Consider the following 17,434-nt stretch of genomic DNA (forward strand, 5'->3'; position numbering starts at 1 on the left):
CGGGGCGCTGTGGCTGTCGATAAACCCTGCAATCATCGATGACGGGAAGGAAGAGAGCTACGAGAGGAACCCAGGAAGGGTTCCTCTCGTTTTCAATCATAAGTTTTTTGAACTTTTAAAGTTCAAAAAATCTTGCTCAGCTTGTCGAAAAAATTTTTTCGACAAGCTGAGCGCCCCGGCTTTCGCCGGGGCGCTCAGCTTTAATCCAGCTCCATCTGGCCTGTGTAGAGCTGATAGTATCTTCCGTGCTGGGCGATCAGGTCCTCGTGGTCGCCCCGCTCCATGATCCGGCCCTGCTCCAAAACCATAATGGCCTTGGCGTTGCGGACGGTGGAAAGCCGGTGGGCGATGACGAACACCGTCCGGCCCGCCATCAACCGGTCCATGCCCTTTTCGATGATCTTCTCCGTCCGGGTGTCGATGGAGCTGGTGGCTTCATCCAAAATCAGCACCGGCGGATTGGCGCAGGCCGCCCGGGCGATGTTCAAAAGCTGCCGCTCCCCCTGACTGAGATTGCCGCCATCGCCCGAGAGCGTCGTCTCGTAGCCATGGGACAGGTGCCGGATGAAGGAATCCGCGCCCGCCAGTGCGGCAGCGGCGCGCACCTCCTCGTCGGTGGCCTCCAGTCTGCCGTAGCGGATGTTGTCCGCCACAGTGCCGGTGAAGAGGTGGGTATCCTGCAATACAACGCCCAGGGACTTGCGCAGGGACTCCTTTCGGATGCTGCGGATGTCGATGCCGTCGTAAGTGATGGCGCCGCTTTGAATCTCATAAAAGCGGTTGATGAGGCTGGTGATGGTGGTTTTTCCCGCGCCGGTGGACCCCACGAAGGCGAGCTTTTGCCCGGGCTTTGCGAAGAGGGAAATGTCGTTTAGAACGATCTTGCGCTCATCGTAGCCGAACACCACATGGTCCAGCCGCACGTCGCCCCGCAGGGGCGCCAGCGTGCCGTCCGGCTGCTTCCACGCCCACTCACCGGTGTCAAACGCCGCCTCGGTGAGCGCGCCGTCACGTCCCTCCGTCACGCGGCAAAGCGTCACCTGTCCCTCGTCCGTCTCCGGCTGGGCCTCCATCACCTCAAACACCCGCTCCGCGCCCGCCACGGCGGAAAGGATGGTATTCACCTGCTGGGAAATCTGGGTGATGGGCTGGCTCACCTGCCGGGTGTACTGCAAAAAGGCCGCCAGATCGCCCAGATAAAACCCGCCGCCGTTGATGGCCAGCAGTGCGCCCACGCAGCAGGTCAGGGCGTAATTGATATGGCTGAGGTTGCCCATGGCGGGCATCATGACGCCGGCGAAAACCTGAGCGCGGGTGCCCGCTTCCCGGTAGGCCGCGTTGCGCGCCTCAAAGCCCTGCCGGGCTGCCTCCTCGTGGTTGAACACCTTAATGACCCGCTGGCCCTCAATCATCTCCTCAATATAGCCGTTGACCTCGCCCACGGCCTTTTGCTGCTGGGCGAAATACCGGCGGCTGCGGCTGCCCACGGTCTTTACCACCACCAGCATCACCGCGAGCATCGCCACGGTCACCAGGGTCAAAGTGGGGCTGAGGACCAGCATCATCGTAAGCGTTCCCACAAAGGTCAGCGCGCAGGAGATGAGGCTTGCGAAGCTGTTGTTCAGGGCTTCGGAAACCGTTTCAATGTCATTGGTATAGCGGCTCATCAGCTCGCCGTGAGTGTGGGCGTCAAAATAGCGCAGTGGCAGCGCCTGCATCCGGTCAAACAGGTCCGTGCGAATTTTTGCCACGGTATTCTGGGACACATGGACCATGATGCGGGCGTACGCGAAGGAACACGCCGCCCCCAGAATATATACCCCCGCCATGAGCGCCAGCATCCGGGCAAGGCCCGGAAAATCGCCGGGCAGGATATAATCGTTGATGAGCGGTTTAATAAGATAGGACCCGCCCACCGTGCAGGCGGCGCTGACGATCAGCAAAAGGACCACCAGTACCAAAAGCGCCTTGTACCGGCCGAGATACCGCATCAGCTTTTGCAGGGTCCCCCGCAGGTTCTTGGGCTTGCGAAAACCGCCTCTGGGCGCTCCGCCAGGCCCTCCATGTCTTCCTTCAGCCACCGATGCTCACCCCTTCCTGTTGGGACTCATAAACTTCCCGATAAATTTCACACTGCTTCATCAATTCCTCGTGGGTCCCCTGGGCCGCCACGCGGCCGTCGTCCATCACCAAAATCCAATCCGCCTCGCAGATGGAATTCACCCGCTGGGCAATGATGATTTTCGTGGTGTCCTTCAGCTCATGGGCAAAGGCGGCGCGGATTTTCGCGTCGGTGGCGGTATCCACCGCGCTGGTGGAGTCATCCAAAATCAGCACCTTGGGCTTTTTCAATATGGCCCGGGCAATGCAAAGCCGCTGCTTCTGGCCGCCGGAGACGTTGACGCCGCCCTGCCCCAGGTCTGTATCCAGTCCGTCCGGCATCCGCTCCAAAAATTCGTCGGCGCAGGCCGCCCGGCAGGCATTCCAAAGCGCCTCATCCGTGGCGTTGGGGTCGCCCCAACGTAAGTTTTCCCGGATCGTGCCGGAAAAGAGGGTGTTCTTTTGCAGCACCACGCTCACCGCGTTTCGCAGATGCTCCATGGTGTAGTCCTGCACCGCTCGTCCGCCCACCCGGACCGTTCCCTGCTCCGCCTCGTACAGCCGGGGGATCAGGGACACCAGCGTGGTTTTGCCGCTGCCGGTGCCGCCCAGAATCCCCACCGTCTTTCCGGAGGAGACGTGGAGGTCCACGTCCTGTAAAATCCATTCCGGATTTTCCCGGTCATAGCGGAAGGAGACGTGGTCAAAGTCGATGCTGCCGTCCGCCACCGCGGCGTCTTTTTTCGCCGCGTCATCATGGATGGCGGGGGTTTCGTCCAGCACCTCCACGATCCGCTTGGCGCAGGCCACGGACCGGGTCATCATCATGAACACCATGGACACCATCATCAGCGAGATCATGATCTGGGTGATATAGGTGAAGTAGGTCATGAGCTTTCCGGTTTCCAGCGTGCCGGCGTAGACCATTTGCCCGCCAAACCACATCACGGCGATAATGGTGCCGTAGATAATGAGCATCATGATGGGCATGTTGACCACAACCGTGCCAAACGCCTTTTTCGAGGTGGATTGCAGGTCGCTGTTCTTTTCGGCAAATTTCTCCCGCTCGTAATCCTCCCGGGCAAAGGATTTCACCACCCGGATACCGGTGAGGTTTTCCTGCACCACCAGATTCAGCGCGTCGGTCTTTTCCTGAAGGGAGCGGAACATGGGGCCCACCTTCACGAGGATGACCGCCACCGCCACGATCAAAAGTGGCAGTGCCACCAGAAAGACATTGCTCAGCTGATAGCTGATGCGGATGGATAAAATCAGGGCCGAAACCAGCATGACCGGCGCCCGGACCAGCAACCGCATTCCCATCATCAAGGTCATCTGCATGTTGTTTACATCGTTGGTGAGCCGGGTGACCAGCGACGCCGTGGAAAACCTTTCAATGTTGGAAAAGGCAAAGGATTGGATGTGGTCGTACTCCGCCCGGCGCAGATTTGCGCCAAAGCCCTGTCCGGCCACGGAAGAGCACACGGCGCTGCCCAGTCCCAGACAAAGGGACACCAGCGCCATTGCCACCATCAATGCGCCCTTGCGCAGAATATAGTTCTGATCCGCGCCCGCGATGCCAACATCCACGATGTCGCTCATCACCAGCGGAATCAGCAGCTCAAAGACCGCCTCCGCCGCCGAGCACGCCACGCCCGCCAGAATCCACGGGGAATAGGCCCGGGCGTGCAGCCAAAGTTTTTTTAGCATATTGTTCGATCCTCCTCGAGATTTTGAATGATCTGTTCCAGTGTCCCGCGCAGCGCTTCCAGCGCCTCCGGCGAGATGCCGCGCACGATCACCGCCTCCGCTTCCTGAAAGCTGCGGCGGAAATTCGCCTGCTGCTCCCGCCCCTTGTCTGTCAGGGTGATGAGGCGGCGGCGGGCGTCTTTTCCGCTGACGCTGCGCTCTACCAGTCCCTTTTCCTCCATCCGGTCCAGAATTCCGTTGGCAGTGGGTGGGCGCACCTTCAGGTACTCCGTCACCTCGCACTGGGGCGCCTGCCCGCCGTGATGATAGAGATACAGCAGCACGTGGGTCTGCGCCGGCGTCACGTCATAGTGGGACAGCCGCGCCTCCATCCGCTCCCGGGCCAGATGCGCCGTCCGCCCCAACAGCGGGCCCCACGCATTTAAATGCTCCATGGCCCTCCTCCTTTCCCGCCTCCTCGGTCAAATAGTTAGTGTGCTAAATAATAACACGTGGCGTTTCATTCGTCAATGTCTAAATTGATGATATTTTTTGAACGATTCATGAACAAAATTTTGAAAACGTGTTGCATTGTAAACAAATTGTGAAGCATCGTCTTTCACCGTTGACTTTCCCGGCGGCGGCCGGTATGATGACTTCAACAAGCACAAAGCTTGTGACACACACCATTTTCCCTCTCCTTTCTCTATATCATACAGCAAAGCGGACGGTTGAAAAAACCGTCCGCTTTGCTGTACTGCCGCCACGGGATTTTTTCCCCAGCCGCGCAAAAAAAGACCGGCCAGATTTGGCCGGTCTTTCCTGCGCTCAGTATTTCGTATCGTATTCCCAGGGGGTGCCGCCGCAAAGGCAGCCGCCGTCGATGTGGTAGGTCTGTCCGGTCATATAGCTGGAAGCGTCGGATGCCAGCAGGATCGCCATGCCCACCAACTCCTCCGGCTGACCGCCCCGCTCCATGGCGATGCGCTCGCGCATGTAGGGCGCGCGGTTTGGACTGTCCCAGCTGACCTTGGTCAGCTCCGTCATGATGTGGCCGGGGCTAATGCCGTTGCAGCGAATGCCGTACCGGGCGCACTCCACCGCCATGGACCGCGTCAGGGCGATGACGCCGCTTTTGGCGGCGCCGTAAACGGAGCAGCCGCCCAGCATGGCCGCGTCATTGTGGGAGCCGATATTGACAATGCTGCCGTTTTTGCGCTTGTACATCTCCCGGGCCACCGCCTGCGTCATGAAATACACGCCCTTGAGGTTCGTATCCATGATGCGGTCATAGGTGGCCTCCTCCACATCCAGCATTCCTTCCCGCTTGTTGATGCCCGCCACATTAAAAAGGACGTCGATCTTGCCGTAGCGTGCCATCACCGCGTCCACACAGGACTGGATGGAGGCCATATCGGCCACATCCAGAAAATGCGCGGACGCCTTTGCGCCGCCAGATTGAATTTTCTCCGCCAGCGCCTCGCATTTTGCCAAGGTCCGGCCGCACACGGCCACCTCCGCCCCGGCGTAAGCAAGTCCCTCGCTGATGGCCGCGCCGATTCCCCCCGCCGCGCCGGTGACGAGGACCGTTTTCCCCTCCAGCCCGAATACCGATTTGAGATACGTACCGTTTTCCATTGCCAAGCCGCCCCTTTTCCTTTGTTTTATCAGCAGGCGCCGCCTTCGGGGCGCCGTCTGTTCATCCCCGAAATCCCAGCAGACGGGAAATGTGCTGCGCCGTCTGGCACACCTCGCGGATCATGATCTCCTGATCCGCCCGCATCCGGTAATCCGGGCCAGACACGCTCACCGCCCCCACCGCCCGGTGGTTCATATCGCAGATGGGCGCCGCCACGCAGATCAGCCCCTCCTCGATCTCCCCATTGTCGATGGCATAGCCGTGAAGCTTGGCGAATGCCAGCTCGGCGCGCAGCTGCTCCGGGTCCGTCATGGTGTTGCCGGTGAGCGGGTGGGCCGCCTGACGCATCCACTGGCAATACTCCTCGATATAGCTCTCGCTCTGGCAGGAGAGCATGGCCTTGCCGCCGCTGGTGGCATAGGCCGGCGCGCGGCTGCCCACCTGCGTGTTGCAGACGATGGAGCGGTGGGTCTCCACCTTATCCAGATAAAAAATATCATGCTCCAGCAGCACGCTGAGATTGATGGTCTCCTGCAGCGTGTCGCTCAAGCGCTCCAGCTCCGGCCGGGCGGTGCACCGCAGGTCGGACTGGCCCAGAATCGCGCTGGAGAGCAGCAGCAGCCGCGCTCCGGGCCGATAGCTTTTGCGAACGGGGTCCTGTTCCAGATACCTGCGCTCCGTCAGCGTGGAAACCTGCCGGAAAACCGTGGTGGTGGGCAGGCCCAGCCGCTCCACCAGCGCCTTGAGCGTCCATTCCGTGTCGCCATCCATAAAGCATTCCAGTATCTGGAGGGATCTCAAAATACTGGATACCTGTTCTTTTGCCATATTTCTCTCCGCCTTTCGTGCAAAGTACTCATTTTTTGCGGGGAATTTTATCGTTACTTGACAAGCCTACGTAAAAAGCCTATCATAAATATACCACAATGCTGACCGCTTGTGAATATTTTTCTGTGCCTTTCCTCAAAATTTATTCCGCATCGTGGAAGTGCATTCCTTTTGTCCGGCGGTCGGTTTTTTCCCGGGTCGCGCGTCCTGTTCTGTTGGAAAGAACGCAGGGTCGCCGCAGATCGTCCGGATGGCGCAGGCGCCCTCCGGGCGCCGAAAATTAAGGAGGTTTCTTTATGTCTGAAGTCAAAACACTGAGTCACGAGCAGGTGATGGAGATCATCCCTCACCGGGACCCCATGCTGCTGATCGACGAGGCCACTGAGTTTGTCCCCGGCGAGCGGATCGTCGCAAAATTCTACGTAGACCCCGCCCGTGAAATTTTTAAGGGCCACTTCCCCGGCGATCCCGTTCTCCCCGGCGTTTATTCCGTGGAGGCCGGCGCGCAGGCAACCGATCTGGTCCTCATGACCAAGCCCGCTTACATCGGCAAGACCCCCCTGTTCCTCGGCATCAACAACGTCCGCTTCCGGAAGAAGATTCTCCCCGGCGACACGCTGGAAATCCATTCCGAGCTTGCTTCCGAGCGGCCCGAAAAGGCCATTGCCACCTGCAAGTGCGCCATCTATGTGGGCGGCGATCTGGCGGTGGAGTCCGAAGTCACCATCGCCATGCGCTGAGCAAATCCCGTTTTTAAAGAGGCCCGTTTCGCATTGAAACGGGCCTCTTTTTTATGCCTCGCGTAAAAAGCGTCCCCTGTACTTTCGGTACAGGGGACGCTTTGGTTTTGGAAATGATTACACGTAGTTGCACACGCGGGCAATGGCCATCTCGGTATAGCCTAGAGATTCCGCCTTCGTCTGCTTGCCGCTGGCGACTTCCACCACCAGCTTCATCAACTCGTCGCCCAGGTCCTTGAGATCGCCGCCGTAAATCAGCGGAGAGGCGTCCACGTCGATGTTGTCGATCATGTTGGCATACGTGATCCGGTTGCCGGTGATCTTGATGACCGGCGCGATGGGGTTGCCGGTGGGTGTGCCCCGACCGCTGGAGAACACGATCACCTGCGCGCCGCCGGCCACCATGGCCGCCACGGAGGAGGGGTCGTTGCCCGGGGTATCCATGACCACGAGGCCGCTCTTGGGCGTCACCTGCTTGGCATAGTCATAGACCTCCATCACAGGGGTGTGTCCGCCCTTATGGATGCAGCCGAGAGACTTCTCTTCCAGCGTGGTGAGGCCGCCGGCCTTGTTTCCGGGAGAAGGATTGCCCTCGCGGACCTCCTCGCCCACCAGCTGGAGCGCCTTCTCGTAGCGATGTACGATGTCAAAAATGCGGTCCCGGACCTCGGGCGTGGCGGCGCGGCGGGCAAGAATGTGCTCCGCGCCGATAAACTCCGTGGTCTCGGAGAGGATGGAGGTGCCGCCGTTTTCCACCATCAGATCGCTCAGCTGACCGATCAGGACGTTGGCGGCAAGGCCGCTGGTGGGATCGGAGCCGCCGCACTCGGTGCCCACGATCAGCTCGGAAATCGGGAACTTCTCCTTCTGGAGCAGGGAGGCCTCCGCCACCATCTCCTTGGCAAAGCGAACCGCCTTGTCGATGGCCTTGAGGGTGCCGCCGGCCTCCTGAATGATGACCTGCTGGAGGGGCTTGTTGGTGCGCTCCGCAATGGCCTTGACCACCAGATCCATCTGGCAGTTTTCGCAGCCGAGGGACACCACCACGGTGCCGTAAATATTGGGGTTTGCGGCGTAGCCCGCCATCACGTCCATGGTCAGCTGCTGGTCCGGGCCAACCTGAGAGCAGCCCTGCTGGTTGTTGAAGGTGACAGAGCCAACCACCTGCTGGGAAATGATGCGGGTGGTATCGGAGGCGCAGACACTGGCAGGCAGGATCAGCACCTTATTGCGCACGCCCACGCGTCCGTCGGGGCGGCGATATCCGTAAAATTCCATACTATTTCCTCTCTTTCAGACGTTACTTCAACTCTTCCCGGTGGTTGCCCACGTTGTGCTCGTGGACGTGTTCACCGGCCTTGATGTCGCAGGCGGCGACGCCGATATGCTCGCCGTACTTGACCACCGGCTCGCCCTTGGCGATGTCCCGAATGGCCAGCTTGTGATAGATGGTGATATCCTGCAAAGCGGTGAGGCTCTCGTCTTTCCCGCCGCAGAGATAGGTCACGGTGTCGCCCTTGGCAATGGGCTCGATGGCGACGGCGACATTGTCCTTGCCGTCAATGATCATGGCGTTGCGCATGGTGTTGTTCGCTCCTTTTCTTGGGTCCGTGGACCGCAGTTTGGTGTTTGGCCGTATGTAGATTAAAACAGATTGCCCGATTCGTCGAAGGGCAGCTCATAGGGCTCGGAGAGAATCTCAAGCTGGGGGTTGGCGCGTACCAAGGGCAGCATCCCCTCGGAAACCTCGATATCGTCGATGTGGGCGGTATTGGGGATGCGGATCATCTTGAGATTGTCGGGGTCCTCCGCGTCCGGGCAGCAGCAAAGGGCCAGCTGCAGCGCCTCGCGGTCGTTGTCCATAATCATGGGGATCTTCATCAGGTGCAAAAACGTGTTGGTGACGCCGGTGGGATAGGTCATCTCCAGCTTCATCTTGTTGAACAGACGCCGGGTGGTGACTTCCGCCAAACCGATGCCCTGGGCGTTGCCGTGAGTCTCGTCGCTCAGGTCCAAAACCACCACCTTCTCCGCCTCGATGCCGCCGGAGCAGTATTTGGGCTGGACGAACCGGCCAGAGATATTGGGGTCCATGCCGTCGCCGGAGAAGTTCTTGCCGATTTTATCCACCACCAGCACGTCGCACTTGTCAAAGAGCAGGTGGGCGATGGTCTCATAGGAGAGGTCCCGGAGCTTCGGCTCCTCGTCGATGATCTCCTGCGGGCTCATGCCCTTGATAATGTAGGTCTCATCGTATGCGTTTTCCACAATGGCGATGCCGCCCAGCACAGGGCAGTTTTGCAAAATGGTCTTGCCGTACTCCTCCACCAGCTCGTGCATGATGCCGGGGCTTTGGTGGTGGATGTTTTCCGCGCCGTGCTGCTTGCCAAGGCCGATGGCCATCATCTTCATCAATCCGCTTTCATACCGCCCCCGGAAGGAGGTGTGGGGCTTGACGCGGTTGAAAAGCAGAATGCCGTCCGCCTCGGAGGCGTATTTGTCGATGCGGACGCTCTGACCCCGGACGCCGGAGCGTCCGATTTCCACCGTCTCCATGGAGCTTTTCACAGGGCAGCCCATGGCCTCCTCCGTGATGCCGTAATCCCGCAGGATCTGGCTTTGCCCCTGGGCGGTGGCGCCGCCGTGGCTGCCCATGGCCGCCACGATGTAAGGCTCCGCTCCCTTGGACTTCACAAAATCCACGATGGCCTTTGCCATGATGGCGTAATGGTTGATGCCGCGGCTGCCGCAGGTGATGGCAATTTTCTGCCCGGGCTTAATTTTTCCGCCGATCTCCTCCCGATCCAGTTCCCGGGTGAGTGTGGCGGCCAGCTCCTGCGTTGGAATATGGGTATCGTCAAAGTGCTGGCGAACCTTGACCATTTTGGGCACGGGAACATTGCGAATCAGGTCCGTAATTGTTTCCATCTAAAATCCTCCTTTTCCGATTCGGATGCTTTGAAACCGAATTCTCGTCGGGGCATAAGCCGGTATCGTTTTCCATGTTTTTTTTAGGTTTCCCGCTTCTAGTTTACGGCCCGTTCGCCCGCTTGTCAAGCACTCCTGCGCAAACCCCGCGTCATTTTCATCCCCTCATGTAAAACATGGAAAAAGGACCGAAACTCCGGAAAAGTTTCGGTCCTTTGTTCAAACGGAATGGGTCCGCAGATACTCCACCCAGATGCGGCAGCCCGCGATATTCAGGTGGACGCCGTCGGAGGTCAGCTCCGGCTTTAAGCACCCGTCCTCCCCCGTCACAGCCTCCGCCACATTCAGATAGGGGCACTCCTTTTCCTGCGCCAGCGCCATCACAGCGTCGTTATAGGCGAGGATGCGGCTATTATTCACATAGCTCTTCTTCGCCTCCTGCTTTGCGCTGACGGGCAGGAGAGATTGCAGCACCACCTCGGCCCCGGGGTGGTCCGATCGGATGCGGTCAATGACCTTGGCGTACTGATCGTGGAAGGTCTCCACCTTGGACCAGCCAAGCTCATTGACGCCCAGCATCACATACACGCGTTCGCACTCCGCCTGCGCCAGCGCGTCCAGAAGCGGAATCTTTTCATCAAGCTCCGTTTCCCATACATTTTTGGAAAAAACCGATTCCACCGTGGCGCCCACGGCATAGAGGAAGGCGCCCTGGCGCAATCCGCTGTACAAAAACAGGCCCTCCGTCCGGGAGTCCCCCAGAAACACCGCGCTGGTGAAATATGTATCCTCCACAGGAAGGCTCTCCGGCACGGGCGCCCACGGCGCCTCCGGCGCCGGTGGGGCTTCCGGCAGTTCCAAATCCGCCGTCTCTCCGCTCTCTTCCGGCGGCGTTTCCGCCATAGCCGCCGGTTCCTCGGTCTGGAGCGCCGCCGGGGAATCCGCCGCCACGCCCGCCGGTCCCACCGGGGAAAGCAGCACCGCCAAAATACCCAGCAGCGCTAAAATCCCGGGCAGCCGCACCCTGCCTTTTTTCTTTTTCCGTTTCTCCGTCATGCGTGCCCCTCCGTACCGCAATTTCTTCTCTACTATTATAGACGCGCCAGAGCGAAAAAAGTCGAAACAAATTATGAAAAATCGGTATCAAATTGTTGCTCTTTATTTTCCAGTCTTTCTAAAAAATACCTGTGTCCGCCATGGCGGGCACAGGTATTTGGGCAGTCGCTTTACTCCCGGAGGCTGGCGGGATAGACGCCCTCGTTGTGAAGCTGCTCCAGCGCCGCCTTCACCAGTTCCCGGTCCTCATGATAGGTCATGCCAAACCATTTGTCCACCGAGTGCAGGACGGACACCTCCAGCTTGCCTTCCTTCATCTCCCGGTCCACCATCACCGGCAGCAGACATTCCGCCTTGAGATCCTCCCCCGCCTGCGTTTGGAGGAAATTTTCAAAATACGCCCGCAGCGCGGGGAAAATACTGGGCATGAAGCCCCAGAAATTCATGGAGACCACCGTATCCGGCGCCAAGGCCCGATCCTCCGCCAGATCCCGCAGCGTGCCGTCCTCATACATCTGCACCTTCAGCGCCTCCCGCACGGAAGCAAGCTTTCCGTCCGTCACGGTGCACACCCCCCGGGAGACCGTGCCGTGCAGGCTGGCGGTGTTTTTCAGCAGATACCCAACCATGGTGGCTTTTCCCTCTGCGGGCAGTCTCACCAGCTCGTCATAAATGGTCTGGTAGGCGTCCAGGCCGTAGTAATCGTCCGCGTTGATGACGCAGCAAGGCTCGTGCACCACATCCGCCGCACACAAGAGGGCATGGACCGTGCCAAAGGGCTTCGTTCTCCCCGCCGGAATGGAATAAAACGCCGGTACGGAGGAAAAATCCTGAAATGCATAGGCCACTTCCACCGGATTTCCGTCCTTATCCGTCTTTTTCGCGAGATACTCCCCACACAGGCGGCGCATCATCTCCTCCATCTCCGGTTTGATGATGAACACGATCTTGTTGAAGCCGGCCCGCAGCGCGTCGTAAATGGAATACTCCATCAATATTTCACCCTGCGGCCCGATGCCGTCCACCTGCTTGCTGCCGCCGTAACGGGAGCCGAGACCCGCCGCCATGATGACCAGTGAGACTTTCATGCCATTTTCTCCTTATCGTTTTTACGCGCTCTTGCGCAACGGTTTTTGTTTTTCTTTACCATACCGCATTTTCCGCTTTTTTGCAACCACTCTTGACTTTTTTGCAAATGCGCTTATAATATGAAAATGATTTTCATTTTCATATTTGTGAGGTCGTTTTATGTCATATAGTACCAAACAGCAGCAGGCGGTGCTGCACTGTCTCAGCCAGCGAAGCGGCGAAGCGCTCACCGCGGCCGCGCTGGCGGAGGAGCTGCGCCGCCTGGGCAGTCCCGTGGGGCTGGCCACCGTTTATCGCCAGCTTGAAAAGCTGGAGCAGGAGGGCCGCGTCCACAAGGTGAACACGGAAGAGGGCGCCTTTTACCAGTTCTGTCCCCATCAGACGGGGCATTGCCACGGCTGCTTTTTGCTGCGCTGCGAGCAGTGCGGGCAGATCGTGCATCTGGACTGCTCCCATTTGAAAAGCCTTTACGAGCATCTGGAGCAGGACCACCACTTTCGCATCGACCCCAACCGCACGGTGCTGATGGGACTATGCGGCGTCTGCGCCGAAAAGGAGGCCGCCCATGGAGCGCAATGAACTGATCGTCTGCCGGGACGTCTCCTTGGGATATGAGGGACAAAGCGTCCTCACCCACCTGAACCTCACGATTCAGGCGGGGGACTACCTTTGCGTCGTGGGCGACAACGGCTCCGGCAAATCCACGTTACTGCGGGGCCTTTTGGGTCTGCTTGCGCCCCAGAGCGGCGAGATCTGGCGGGCGGAGGAGCTGCGCCGGGGCGCGGTGGGCTATCTTCCCCAGCAGACCCGGGCCCAGCGGGATTTTCCCGCCACCGTGTTTGAGGTGGTGCTCTCGGGCTGTCTGAACCGTCCCGGCACGCGGTTTTTTTACTCGGCGGCGCAGAAATCCGAAGCCCTGATGAATATGGGCAAGCTGGGCATTTTGGAGCTGAAGGACCAGTGCTACCGGGACCTCTCCGGCGGACAGCAGCAGCGGGTGCTGCTCTCCCGGGCGCTGTGCGCCGCCAGCCGCCTTCTCATTCTGGATGAACCCATCACCGGGCTGGACCCCGCCGCGGCGCAGGATCTCTATAAAACCCTCTCCTACCTCAACGAAAAAGAGGGCATGGCGGTGGTGATGGTGACCCACGATCTGAAATCCGCCCTTCGCGGCGCGCGGACCGTGCTGCACATCGGGCGCAGCAGCCTGTTTTCCGGCACGGTGGCCGACTATCTCGCCTCCCCCCAGGGACGGCGCTTTCGGGAGGCGGAGCAATGAATCTTTTGCAGATGTTTTCCTATCCCTTTATGCAGCGGGCCCTGATCGCCGGGGTTTTGGTGAGTCTTTGCGCCGCGCTTTTGGGGGTCTCTCTGGTTTTAAAGCGGTATTCCATGATCGGCGACGGGCTTTCCCACGTCTCCTTCGGCGCGCTGGCCGTGGCTGTGGCGCTGGGCATTACGCCGCTGTACTTCTCCATTCCGGTGGTGATTCTTGCCGCCTTCTGGCTTTTGCGGATGGCGGGCCGTCCCCACTGGAACAGCGACGCCGCCGTGGCCGCCATGAGCGCCTCAGCCTTGGCGCTGGGCATTCTTGTGATCTCCCGCACCACGGGCATGACCACGGACGTGGACAACTATATGTTTGGCAGCGTGCTGGCCATGTCCCCAACGGACGTGGGCCTTTCCGTGGCGCTGTGCGCGGCGGTGCTGGTGTTGTTTCTGCGGTACTATCACAAGCTTTTTGCCGTCACCTTCGACGAAAGCTTTTCCCGGGCCACAGGACTGCGGGTGGACCGGTACAACACGCTCCTTGCCATTCTCACCGCGCTGACGATCGTTCTGGGCATGCGGATGATGGGCGCGATGCTGATCTCCTCTCTGGTCATCTTCCCGGCGCTCACCGCCATGCGGCTGTTCAACAGCTTCCGGGGCGTGGTGATCTGCGCTGCGGTGACGGCGGTGGTCTGCTTTTGCGCGGGTCTGACCATTTCCTTCGCCTTTTCCACCCCGGTGGGGGCCACCGTGGTGGTCGCTGACCTGGTGCTGTTTCTTCTCTCCTGCGCGGCAAGCGCGCTTCGCCGCCGGTGAGACGGGGGCGGACGGGACCTTTGCGTCCCATCCGCCCCACAATTCCTAAAATTCCCGTAAAAAACCGGTCAAAAACTTCATTTTTATCAGGCAAAAGGCTTGCGCTTTTACCCAAGTTGTGATATATTTGCATATGTTAGTAAAGAGTAAGTAGTGGAGTGGACCCATGGTCCGCTTTTTTTATTGGCCTTTTTGCGTGGGTCAAAATTTTAAAATTCTGTCAAAAGAAGGGAGACACCCCCTATGAAGAAAATCACGGAACTGACCGCCGAGCTGGCCGCCCCCGCCATTGCGGAGGCAGGCTGCACCCTCTGGGACGTGGAATACGTCAAGGAGGCCGGTGCCTGGTATCTGCGCTTACTGTTGGATAAAGAGGGCGGTGTGGACATTCTGGACTGCGAGACCATCTCCCGGAAGCTTTCAGACCTTTTGGACGAAGCCGACCCCATTGAGGGCAGCTACACGCTGGAAGTCGGCTCCGCCGGCGCCGAGCGGGCGCTGAAGCGTCCCGGCGACTTTCAGCGGTATCTGGGCAGTCCCGTTCTGGTGAAGCTGTATCGGAATCTGGACGGGCGGAAGGAATTTGCCGGCAATCTCGCCGCGTACGACGCCGCCACCGGCAAGGTGTCCATCACCGTGGGAGAGAACACCATGTCCTTTGAAAAGAAGGACGTGGCGCTGGTCCGTCTGCGGGTGGAGTTTTAAACGCTGCAACGAACATTTAAAAAGATGTATTTTAATATAAGGAGAGTCAACTGATGAGAGGCAAAAAGCAGAAGGAGCCCGCAGGCATGAACATTGCGGAAATCTTCGCCGCTGTGGCAATGCTGGAAAAGGAGCGGGGCATTCCCCAGTCCTTCATGATGAGCAAAATCATTCAGGCCGTGACCACTGCCTATAAGCGGGACCACGAGGGCGTGGAAAACGTCATTGTGGAGACGGATGAGGAGCACCAGGCACTGAAGATGTACGTGCAGAGGAACGTCGTTGCCGAAGAGGATTATGTGGACCCCGTCAACGAAATGTCCCTGGAGGAAGCCAAGCACCTGTCCGCCAAGTACGAGATCGGCGACATCGTCAACATTCCCGTGGACAATGTGGAGTTTGGCCGCATCGCCGCCGGAAACGGCAAGCAGGTCATCATTCAGGGTCTGCGGGAAGCGGAGCGCGGCATGGTGTATGACGAGTTCAACTCCAAGCAGCACGAGATTCTCACCGGCGTCATCACCCGCATCGATCCCCGCAACGGCAACGTGTCTTTGCGCATCGGCACAGGCACCGAGTCCACCGAGGCTTTGCTGATGGCGGGCGAGCAGGTCCCCGGCGAGAGTTTGGAAGAGGGCATGCACATCAAGGTCTATGTGGTAGACGTCCGGCGTCTCACCCGCGGTCCTCAGGTTTTGATCTCCCGGACCCATCCGGGTCTTGTAAAGCGGCTTTTCGAGCTGGAGGTCCCCGAAATTTACGACGGCACCGTCGAGGTCAAGTCCATTGCCCGGGAAGCCGGAAGCCGCACGAAGATGGCCGTCTGGTCCAACGACGACAACGTGGACCCCATCGGCGCCTGCGTGGGCCCCAAGGGCGTCCGCGTCGGCAGCATCGTGGAGGAGCTTCGCGGCGAGAAGATCGACATTGTAAAATACAATGAGGACCCCGCCCAGTTCATCGCCGCCGCGCTGGCTCCCGCCGACGTGGTGGACGTGTGGATGGCGGACGAGGGCAAGGCCTGCCGCGTCATGGTACCGGACGATCAGCTCTCCCTTGCCATCGGCAAGGAGGGGCAGAATGCCCGTCTGGCAGCCCGCCTCACCGGTTATAAAATTGACATCAAACCCCAAAGCTACAAGGAGCCGGAAGAGGACGTGGACGAGGATCACGTGGAGATTCTGGATGAGTCCGGCGCCCCGGTGGAAGAATAACCCAGGAAAGGCGGCCTGACGGATGCCGAAAGTAAAAAAGATTCCCCAGCGGCAGTGTGTGGGCTGCCGGGAAATGAAAGAAAAGAAAGCGCTGCTGCGGGTCGTGAAGTCCCCGGAAGGGGCTGTCAGCCTTGACTTTGGCGGCAAAAAGCCCGGCCGCGGCGCCTATGTGTGCCACAGCGTGGACTGTCTCCGGAAGGCCCGGAAGAGCCGGGCGCTGGAAAGAGCCTTTGAAACCGCCATTCCGGCGGAGGTATATGACGCCATGGAGGCAGAACTGCGAGGTGCCGAAAATGAGCAATGATCCGATTCTCTCCCTGCTGGGGCTGGCCCTTCGGGGCAGCCATCTGGCCGTTGGCGAGGAACCTGTGGAATCTGTGGCCCGCGCCCGGGATGCCCGGGTGCTGCTGCTGGCGGGCGACGCCGCGGACAATACGCGCCGCCGCATCGAGCGCTTTGCCGACGCCGGACAGTGCATTTGGATTCGGGTGCCCTTTACGAAGGAACAGCTGGGCCGCGCCGTGGGGCGCGCCTCCGTGGCCGTTGTGGCTGTGACGGACATCGGCCTTGCCGCCGCGCTGGTCCGCCGTCTGGCGGACCGGGACCCGGAACGGTACGGAGAAAGCGCGCGGCGGCTGGACGTGAAGTCCCAGCGGGCCGCGGAGCGGAAGTCTGAGATGCTGGCTCACGAGAAAAATCTCCGGGAGGGCCGACACAAGTCCAAGGCCGCAATTCCGGAAGAGCCGAAAGCCCCTTCCCGGCAGGAAGGCGCTCCAGCGCGGAAGTACCCGCCCCGGCGGGATGGTTCCCCCCGGCAAGAAGGCGCTCCAGAGCGGAAATACCCGCCCCGGCGAGACGGCGCTCCCCGGCAGGAAGGCGCCCCAGCGCGGAAGTACCCGCCCCGGCGAGATGGCGCTCCCCGGCAGGAGGTCGCCCCAGAGCGGAAGTACCCGCCCCGGCGAGATGGCGCTCCCCGGCAGGAAGGCGCTCCAGAGCGGAAGTTCCCGCCCCGGCGGGACGGCGCTTCCCGGCAGGAAGGTGCCCCAGAGCGGAAGTACCCGCCCCGGCGGGACGGCGCTCCTCGGCAGGAAGGTGCCCCAGAGCGGAAGTTCCCGCCCCGGCGGGACGGTTCCCCGGCGGGAGGAACACTGCCTGGAAAACCGTCTTTTCGGAAGGACGGTCCCAAAAAGGACGACCGTCCCCGTACCCCGGGTGCTTCTCCCTATCGGGGAAAGTCCCGGCCATCCAAGGAAAACCGCCCCAAGCCGCGGGCAAAAGCGCCTGCTTACACAAAAAGCCATCCCGTGAAAAAGGGTAAAGGCTCTTTCCGAAAAAAGGAATCGTAAGCAGACGGCAGG

At 59.9% G+C, this 17,434-nt stretch carries 18 protein-coding genes; 8 read left to right on the forward strand and 10 right to left on the reverse strand.

Translation table 11 applies throughout. The features are described from left to right. Positions 1-200 precede the first annotated feature (200 nt). The 5 genes from PHI30_RS03385 to PHI30_RS03405 all read right to left on the reverse strand — a co-directional run bounded on the left by PHI30_RS03385 (position 201) and on the right by PHI30_RS03405 (position 6,256). Positions 201-1,991, reverse strand: coding sequence for an ABC transporter ATP-binding protein (locus PHI30_RS03385; RefSeq protein WP_300023992.1), 1,791 nt, complete (start codon positions 1,989-1,991; stop codon positions 201-203). A gap of 82 nt (positions 1,992-2,073) precedes the next feature. Next, positions 2,074-3,810: an ABC transporter ATP-binding protein gene (locus PHI30_RS03390; RefSeq protein ID WP_300023893.1), complete on the reverse strand. Its 1,737-nt coding sequence runs from the start codon at positions 3,808-3,810 to the stop codon at positions 2,074-2,076. Beyond that, complete coding sequence (locus tag PHI30_RS03395) at positions 3,804-4,244, reverse strand: MarR family winged helix-turn-helix transcriptional regulator (RefSeq protein WP_300023895.1); 441 nt, start codon at positions 4,242-4,244, stop codon at positions 3,804-3,806. The genes PHI30_RS03390 and PHI30_RS03395 overlap by 7 nt, the downstream gene beginning before the upstream one ends. Positions 4,245-4,617: 373 nt before the next feature. After that, positions 4,618-5,427 carry an SDR family NAD(P)-dependent oxidoreductase gene (locus tag PHI30_RS03400; protein ID WP_300023898.1) on the reverse strand — a complete coding sequence of 270 codons (810 nt, stop codon included), beginning with the start codon at positions 5,425-5,427 and terminating at the stop codon, positions 4,618-4,620. 61 nt (positions 5,428-5,488) lie between these two features. After that, positions 5,489-6,256, reverse strand: coding sequence for an IclR family transcriptional regulator (locus PHI30_RS03405; RefSeq protein ID WP_300023901.1), 768 nt, complete (start codon positions 6,254-6,256; stop codon positions 5,489-5,491). A gap of 296 nt (positions 6,257-6,552) precedes the next feature. Between PHI30_RS03405 and fabZ the strand changes: the two genes are divergently transcribed. Continuing rightward, a complete protein-coding gene (gene fabZ / locus PHI30_RS03410; RefSeq protein ID WP_300023903.1) occupies positions 6,553-6,996 on the forward strand; it encodes a 3-hydroxyacyl-ACP dehydratase FabZ in 444 nt (147 codons plus the stop codon). A gap of 117 nt (positions 6,997-7,113) precedes the next feature. Here fabZ and PHI30_RS03415 read toward each other — a convergent pair whose 3' ends face one another. The 5 genes from PHI30_RS03415 to PHI30_RS03435 all read right to left on the reverse strand — a co-directional run bounded on the left by PHI30_RS03415 (position 7,114) and on the right by PHI30_RS03435 (position 12,068). Next, entirely contained in the window at positions 7,114-8,274 is a 1,161-nt protein-coding gene (locus tag PHI30_RS03415) for a UxaA family hydrolase (RefSeq protein ID WP_300023905.1), read from the reverse strand. A gap of 22 nt (positions 8,275-8,296) precedes the next feature. Then, positions 8,297-8,578, reverse strand: a complete 282-nt coding sequence (locus tag PHI30_RS03420; protein WP_300023908.1) for a UxaA family hydrolase — start codon at positions 8,576-8,578, stop codon at positions 8,297-8,299. 62 nt (positions 8,579-8,640) lie between these two features. After that, the gene (locus PHI30_RS03425; protein WP_300023910.1) at positions 8,641-9,924 is read right to left on the reverse strand and encodes a DUF362 domain-containing protein; all 1,284 of its coding nucleotides are present in this window, start codon (positions 9,922-9,924) and stop codon (positions 8,641-8,643) included. A 219-nt stretch (positions 9,925-10,143) separates the two neighbouring features. Beyond that, the gene (locus PHI30_RS03430) at positions 10,144-10,980 is read right to left on the reverse strand and encodes a GDSL-type esterase/lipase family protein (RefSeq protein WP_300023913.1); all 837 of its coding nucleotides are present in this window, start codon (positions 10,978-10,980) and stop codon (positions 10,144-10,146) included. Positions 10,981-11,150: 170 nt separating this feature from the next. Further along, positions 11,151-12,068, reverse strand: a complete 918-nt coding sequence (locus PHI30_RS03435) for a sugar phosphate nucleotidyltransferase (RefSeq protein ID WP_300023915.1) — start codon at positions 12,066-12,068, stop codon at positions 11,151-11,153. A gap of 160 nt (positions 12,069-12,228) precedes the next feature. On the opposite strand from PHI30_RS03435, the gene PHI30_RS03440 reads away from it, so the two are divergent. From PHI30_RS03440 to PHI30_RS03470, 7 genes are all read left to right on the forward strand, one after another. After that, on the forward strand, positions 12,229-12,648 hold the full coding sequence (locus PHI30_RS03440) for a Fur family transcriptional regulator (RefSeq protein WP_300023918.1): 420 nt from the start codon (positions 12,229-12,231) through the stop codon (positions 12,646-12,648). Continuing rightward, the gene (locus PHI30_RS03445) at positions 12,635-13,348 is read left to right on the forward strand and encodes a metal ABC transporter ATP-binding protein (RefSeq protein WP_300023920.1); all 714 of its coding nucleotides are present in this window, start codon (positions 12,635-12,637) and stop codon (positions 13,346-13,348) included. Before PHI30_RS03440 ends, PHI30_RS03445 begins: the two co-directional genes overlap by 14 nt. Further along, a complete protein-coding gene (locus PHI30_RS03450; RefSeq protein WP_300023923.1) occupies positions 13,345-14,157 on the forward strand; it encodes a metal ABC transporter permease in 813 nt (270 codons plus the stop codon). The genes PHI30_RS03445 and PHI30_RS03450 overlap by 4 nt, the downstream gene beginning before the upstream one ends. Positions 14,158-14,400: 243 nt before the next feature. Continuing rightward, complete coding sequence (gene rimP / locus PHI30_RS03455) at positions 14,401-14,862, forward strand: ribosome maturation factor RimP (protein ID WP_300023925.1); 462 nt, start codon at positions 14,401-14,403, stop codon at positions 14,860-14,862. A 53-nt stretch (positions 14,863-14,915) separates the two neighbouring features. Next, positions 14,916-16,076 (forward strand): transcription termination factor NusA, encoded by a 1,161-nt coding sequence (nusA, locus tag PHI30_RS03460; RefSeq protein ID WP_300023928.1) that lies wholly within the window; start codon positions 14,916-14,918, stop codon positions 16,074-16,076. 22 nt (positions 16,077-16,098) lie between these two features. Further along, the gene (locus PHI30_RS03465) at positions 16,099-16,380 is read left to right on the forward strand and encodes a YlxR family protein (protein ID WP_300023930.1); all 282 of its coding nucleotides are present in this window, start codon (positions 16,099-16,101) and stop codon (positions 16,378-16,380) included. Next, entirely contained in the window at positions 16,370-17,422 is a 1,053-nt protein-coding gene (locus PHI30_RS03470; RefSeq protein ID WP_300023932.1) for a hypothetical protein, read from the forward strand. The genes PHI30_RS03465 and PHI30_RS03470 overlap by 11 nt, the downstream gene beginning before the upstream one ends. The last annotated feature ends 12 nt before the right edge of the window (positions 17,423-17,434 follow it).

Source organism: Oscillibacter sp., from assembly GCF_028693505.1.
Lineage (GTDB): Bacteria > Bacillota > Clostridia > Oscillospirales > Oscillospiraceae > Oscillibacter.

Bases quoted from the DNA above. Each gene is read 5' to 3' on its own strand.
- PHI30_RS03385 (WP_300023992.1), bottom strand. From the start codon at position 1,991: ATGCGGTATCTCGGCCGGTACAAGGCGCTTTTGGTACTGGTGGTCCTT.
- PHI30_RS03390 (WP_300023893.1), bottom strand. From the start codon at position 3,810: ATGCTAAAAAAACTTTGGCTGCACGCCCGGGCCTATTCCCCGTGGATT.
- PHI30_RS03395 (WP_300023895.1), bottom strand. From the start codon at position 4,244: ATGGAGCATTTAAATGCGTGGGGCCCGCTGTTGGGGCGGACGGCGCAT.
- PHI30_RS03400 (WP_300023898.1), bottom strand. From the start codon at position 5,427: ATGGAAAACGGTACGTATCTCAAATCGGTATTCGGGCTGGAGGGGAAA.
- PHI30_RS03405 (WP_300023901.1), bottom strand. From the start codon at position 6,256: ATGGCAAAAGAACAGGTATCCAGTATTTTGAGATCCCTCCAGATACTG.
- fabZ (WP_300023903.1), top strand. From the start codon at position 6,553: ATGTCTGAAGTCAAAACACTGAGTCACGAGCAGGTGATGGAGATCATC.
- PHI30_RS03415 (WP_300023905.1), bottom strand. From the start codon at position 8,274: ATGGAATTTTACGGATATCGCCGCCCCGACGGACGCGTGGGCGTGCGC.
- PHI30_RS03420 (WP_300023908.1), bottom strand. From the start codon at position 8,578: ATGCGCAACGCCATGATCATTGACGGCAAGGACAATGTCGCCGTCGCC.
- PHI30_RS03425 (WP_300023910.1), bottom strand. From the start codon at position 9,924: ATGGAAACAATTACGGACCTGATTCGCAATGTTCCCGTGCCCAAAATG.
- PHI30_RS03430 (WP_300023913.1), bottom strand. From the start codon at position 10,980: ATGACGGAGAAACGGAAAAAGAAAAAAGGCAGGGTGCGGCTGCCCGGG.
- PHI30_RS03435 (WP_300023915.1), bottom strand. From the start codon at position 12,068: ATGAAAGTCTCACTGGTCATCATGGCGGCGGGTCTCGGCTCCCGTTAC.
- PHI30_RS03440 (WP_300023918.1), top strand. From the start codon at position 12,229: ATGTCATATAGTACCAAACAGCAGCAGGCGGTGCTGCACTGTCTCAGC.
- PHI30_RS03445 (WP_300023920.1), top strand. From the start codon at position 12,635: ATGGAGCGCAATGAACTGATCGTCTGCCGGGACGTCTCCTTGGGATAT.
- PHI30_RS03450 (WP_300023923.1), top strand. From the start codon at position 13,345: ATGAATCTTTTGCAGATGTTTTCCTATCCCTTTATGCAGCGGGCCCTG.
- rimP (WP_300023925.1), top strand. From the start codon at position 14,401: ATGAAGAAAATCACGGAACTGACCGCCGAGCTGGCCGCCCCCGCCATT.
- nusA (WP_300023928.1), top strand. From the start codon at position 14,916: ATGAGAGGCAAAAAGCAGAAGGAGCCCGCAGGCATGAACATTGCGGAA.
- PHI30_RS03465 (WP_300023930.1), top strand. From the start codon at position 16,099: ATGCCGAAAGTAAAAAAGATTCCCCAGCGGCAGTGTGTGGGCTGCCGG.
- PHI30_RS03470 (WP_300023932.1), top strand. From the start codon at position 16,370: ATGAGCAATGATCCGATTCTCTCCCTGCTGGGGCTGGCCCTTCGGGGC.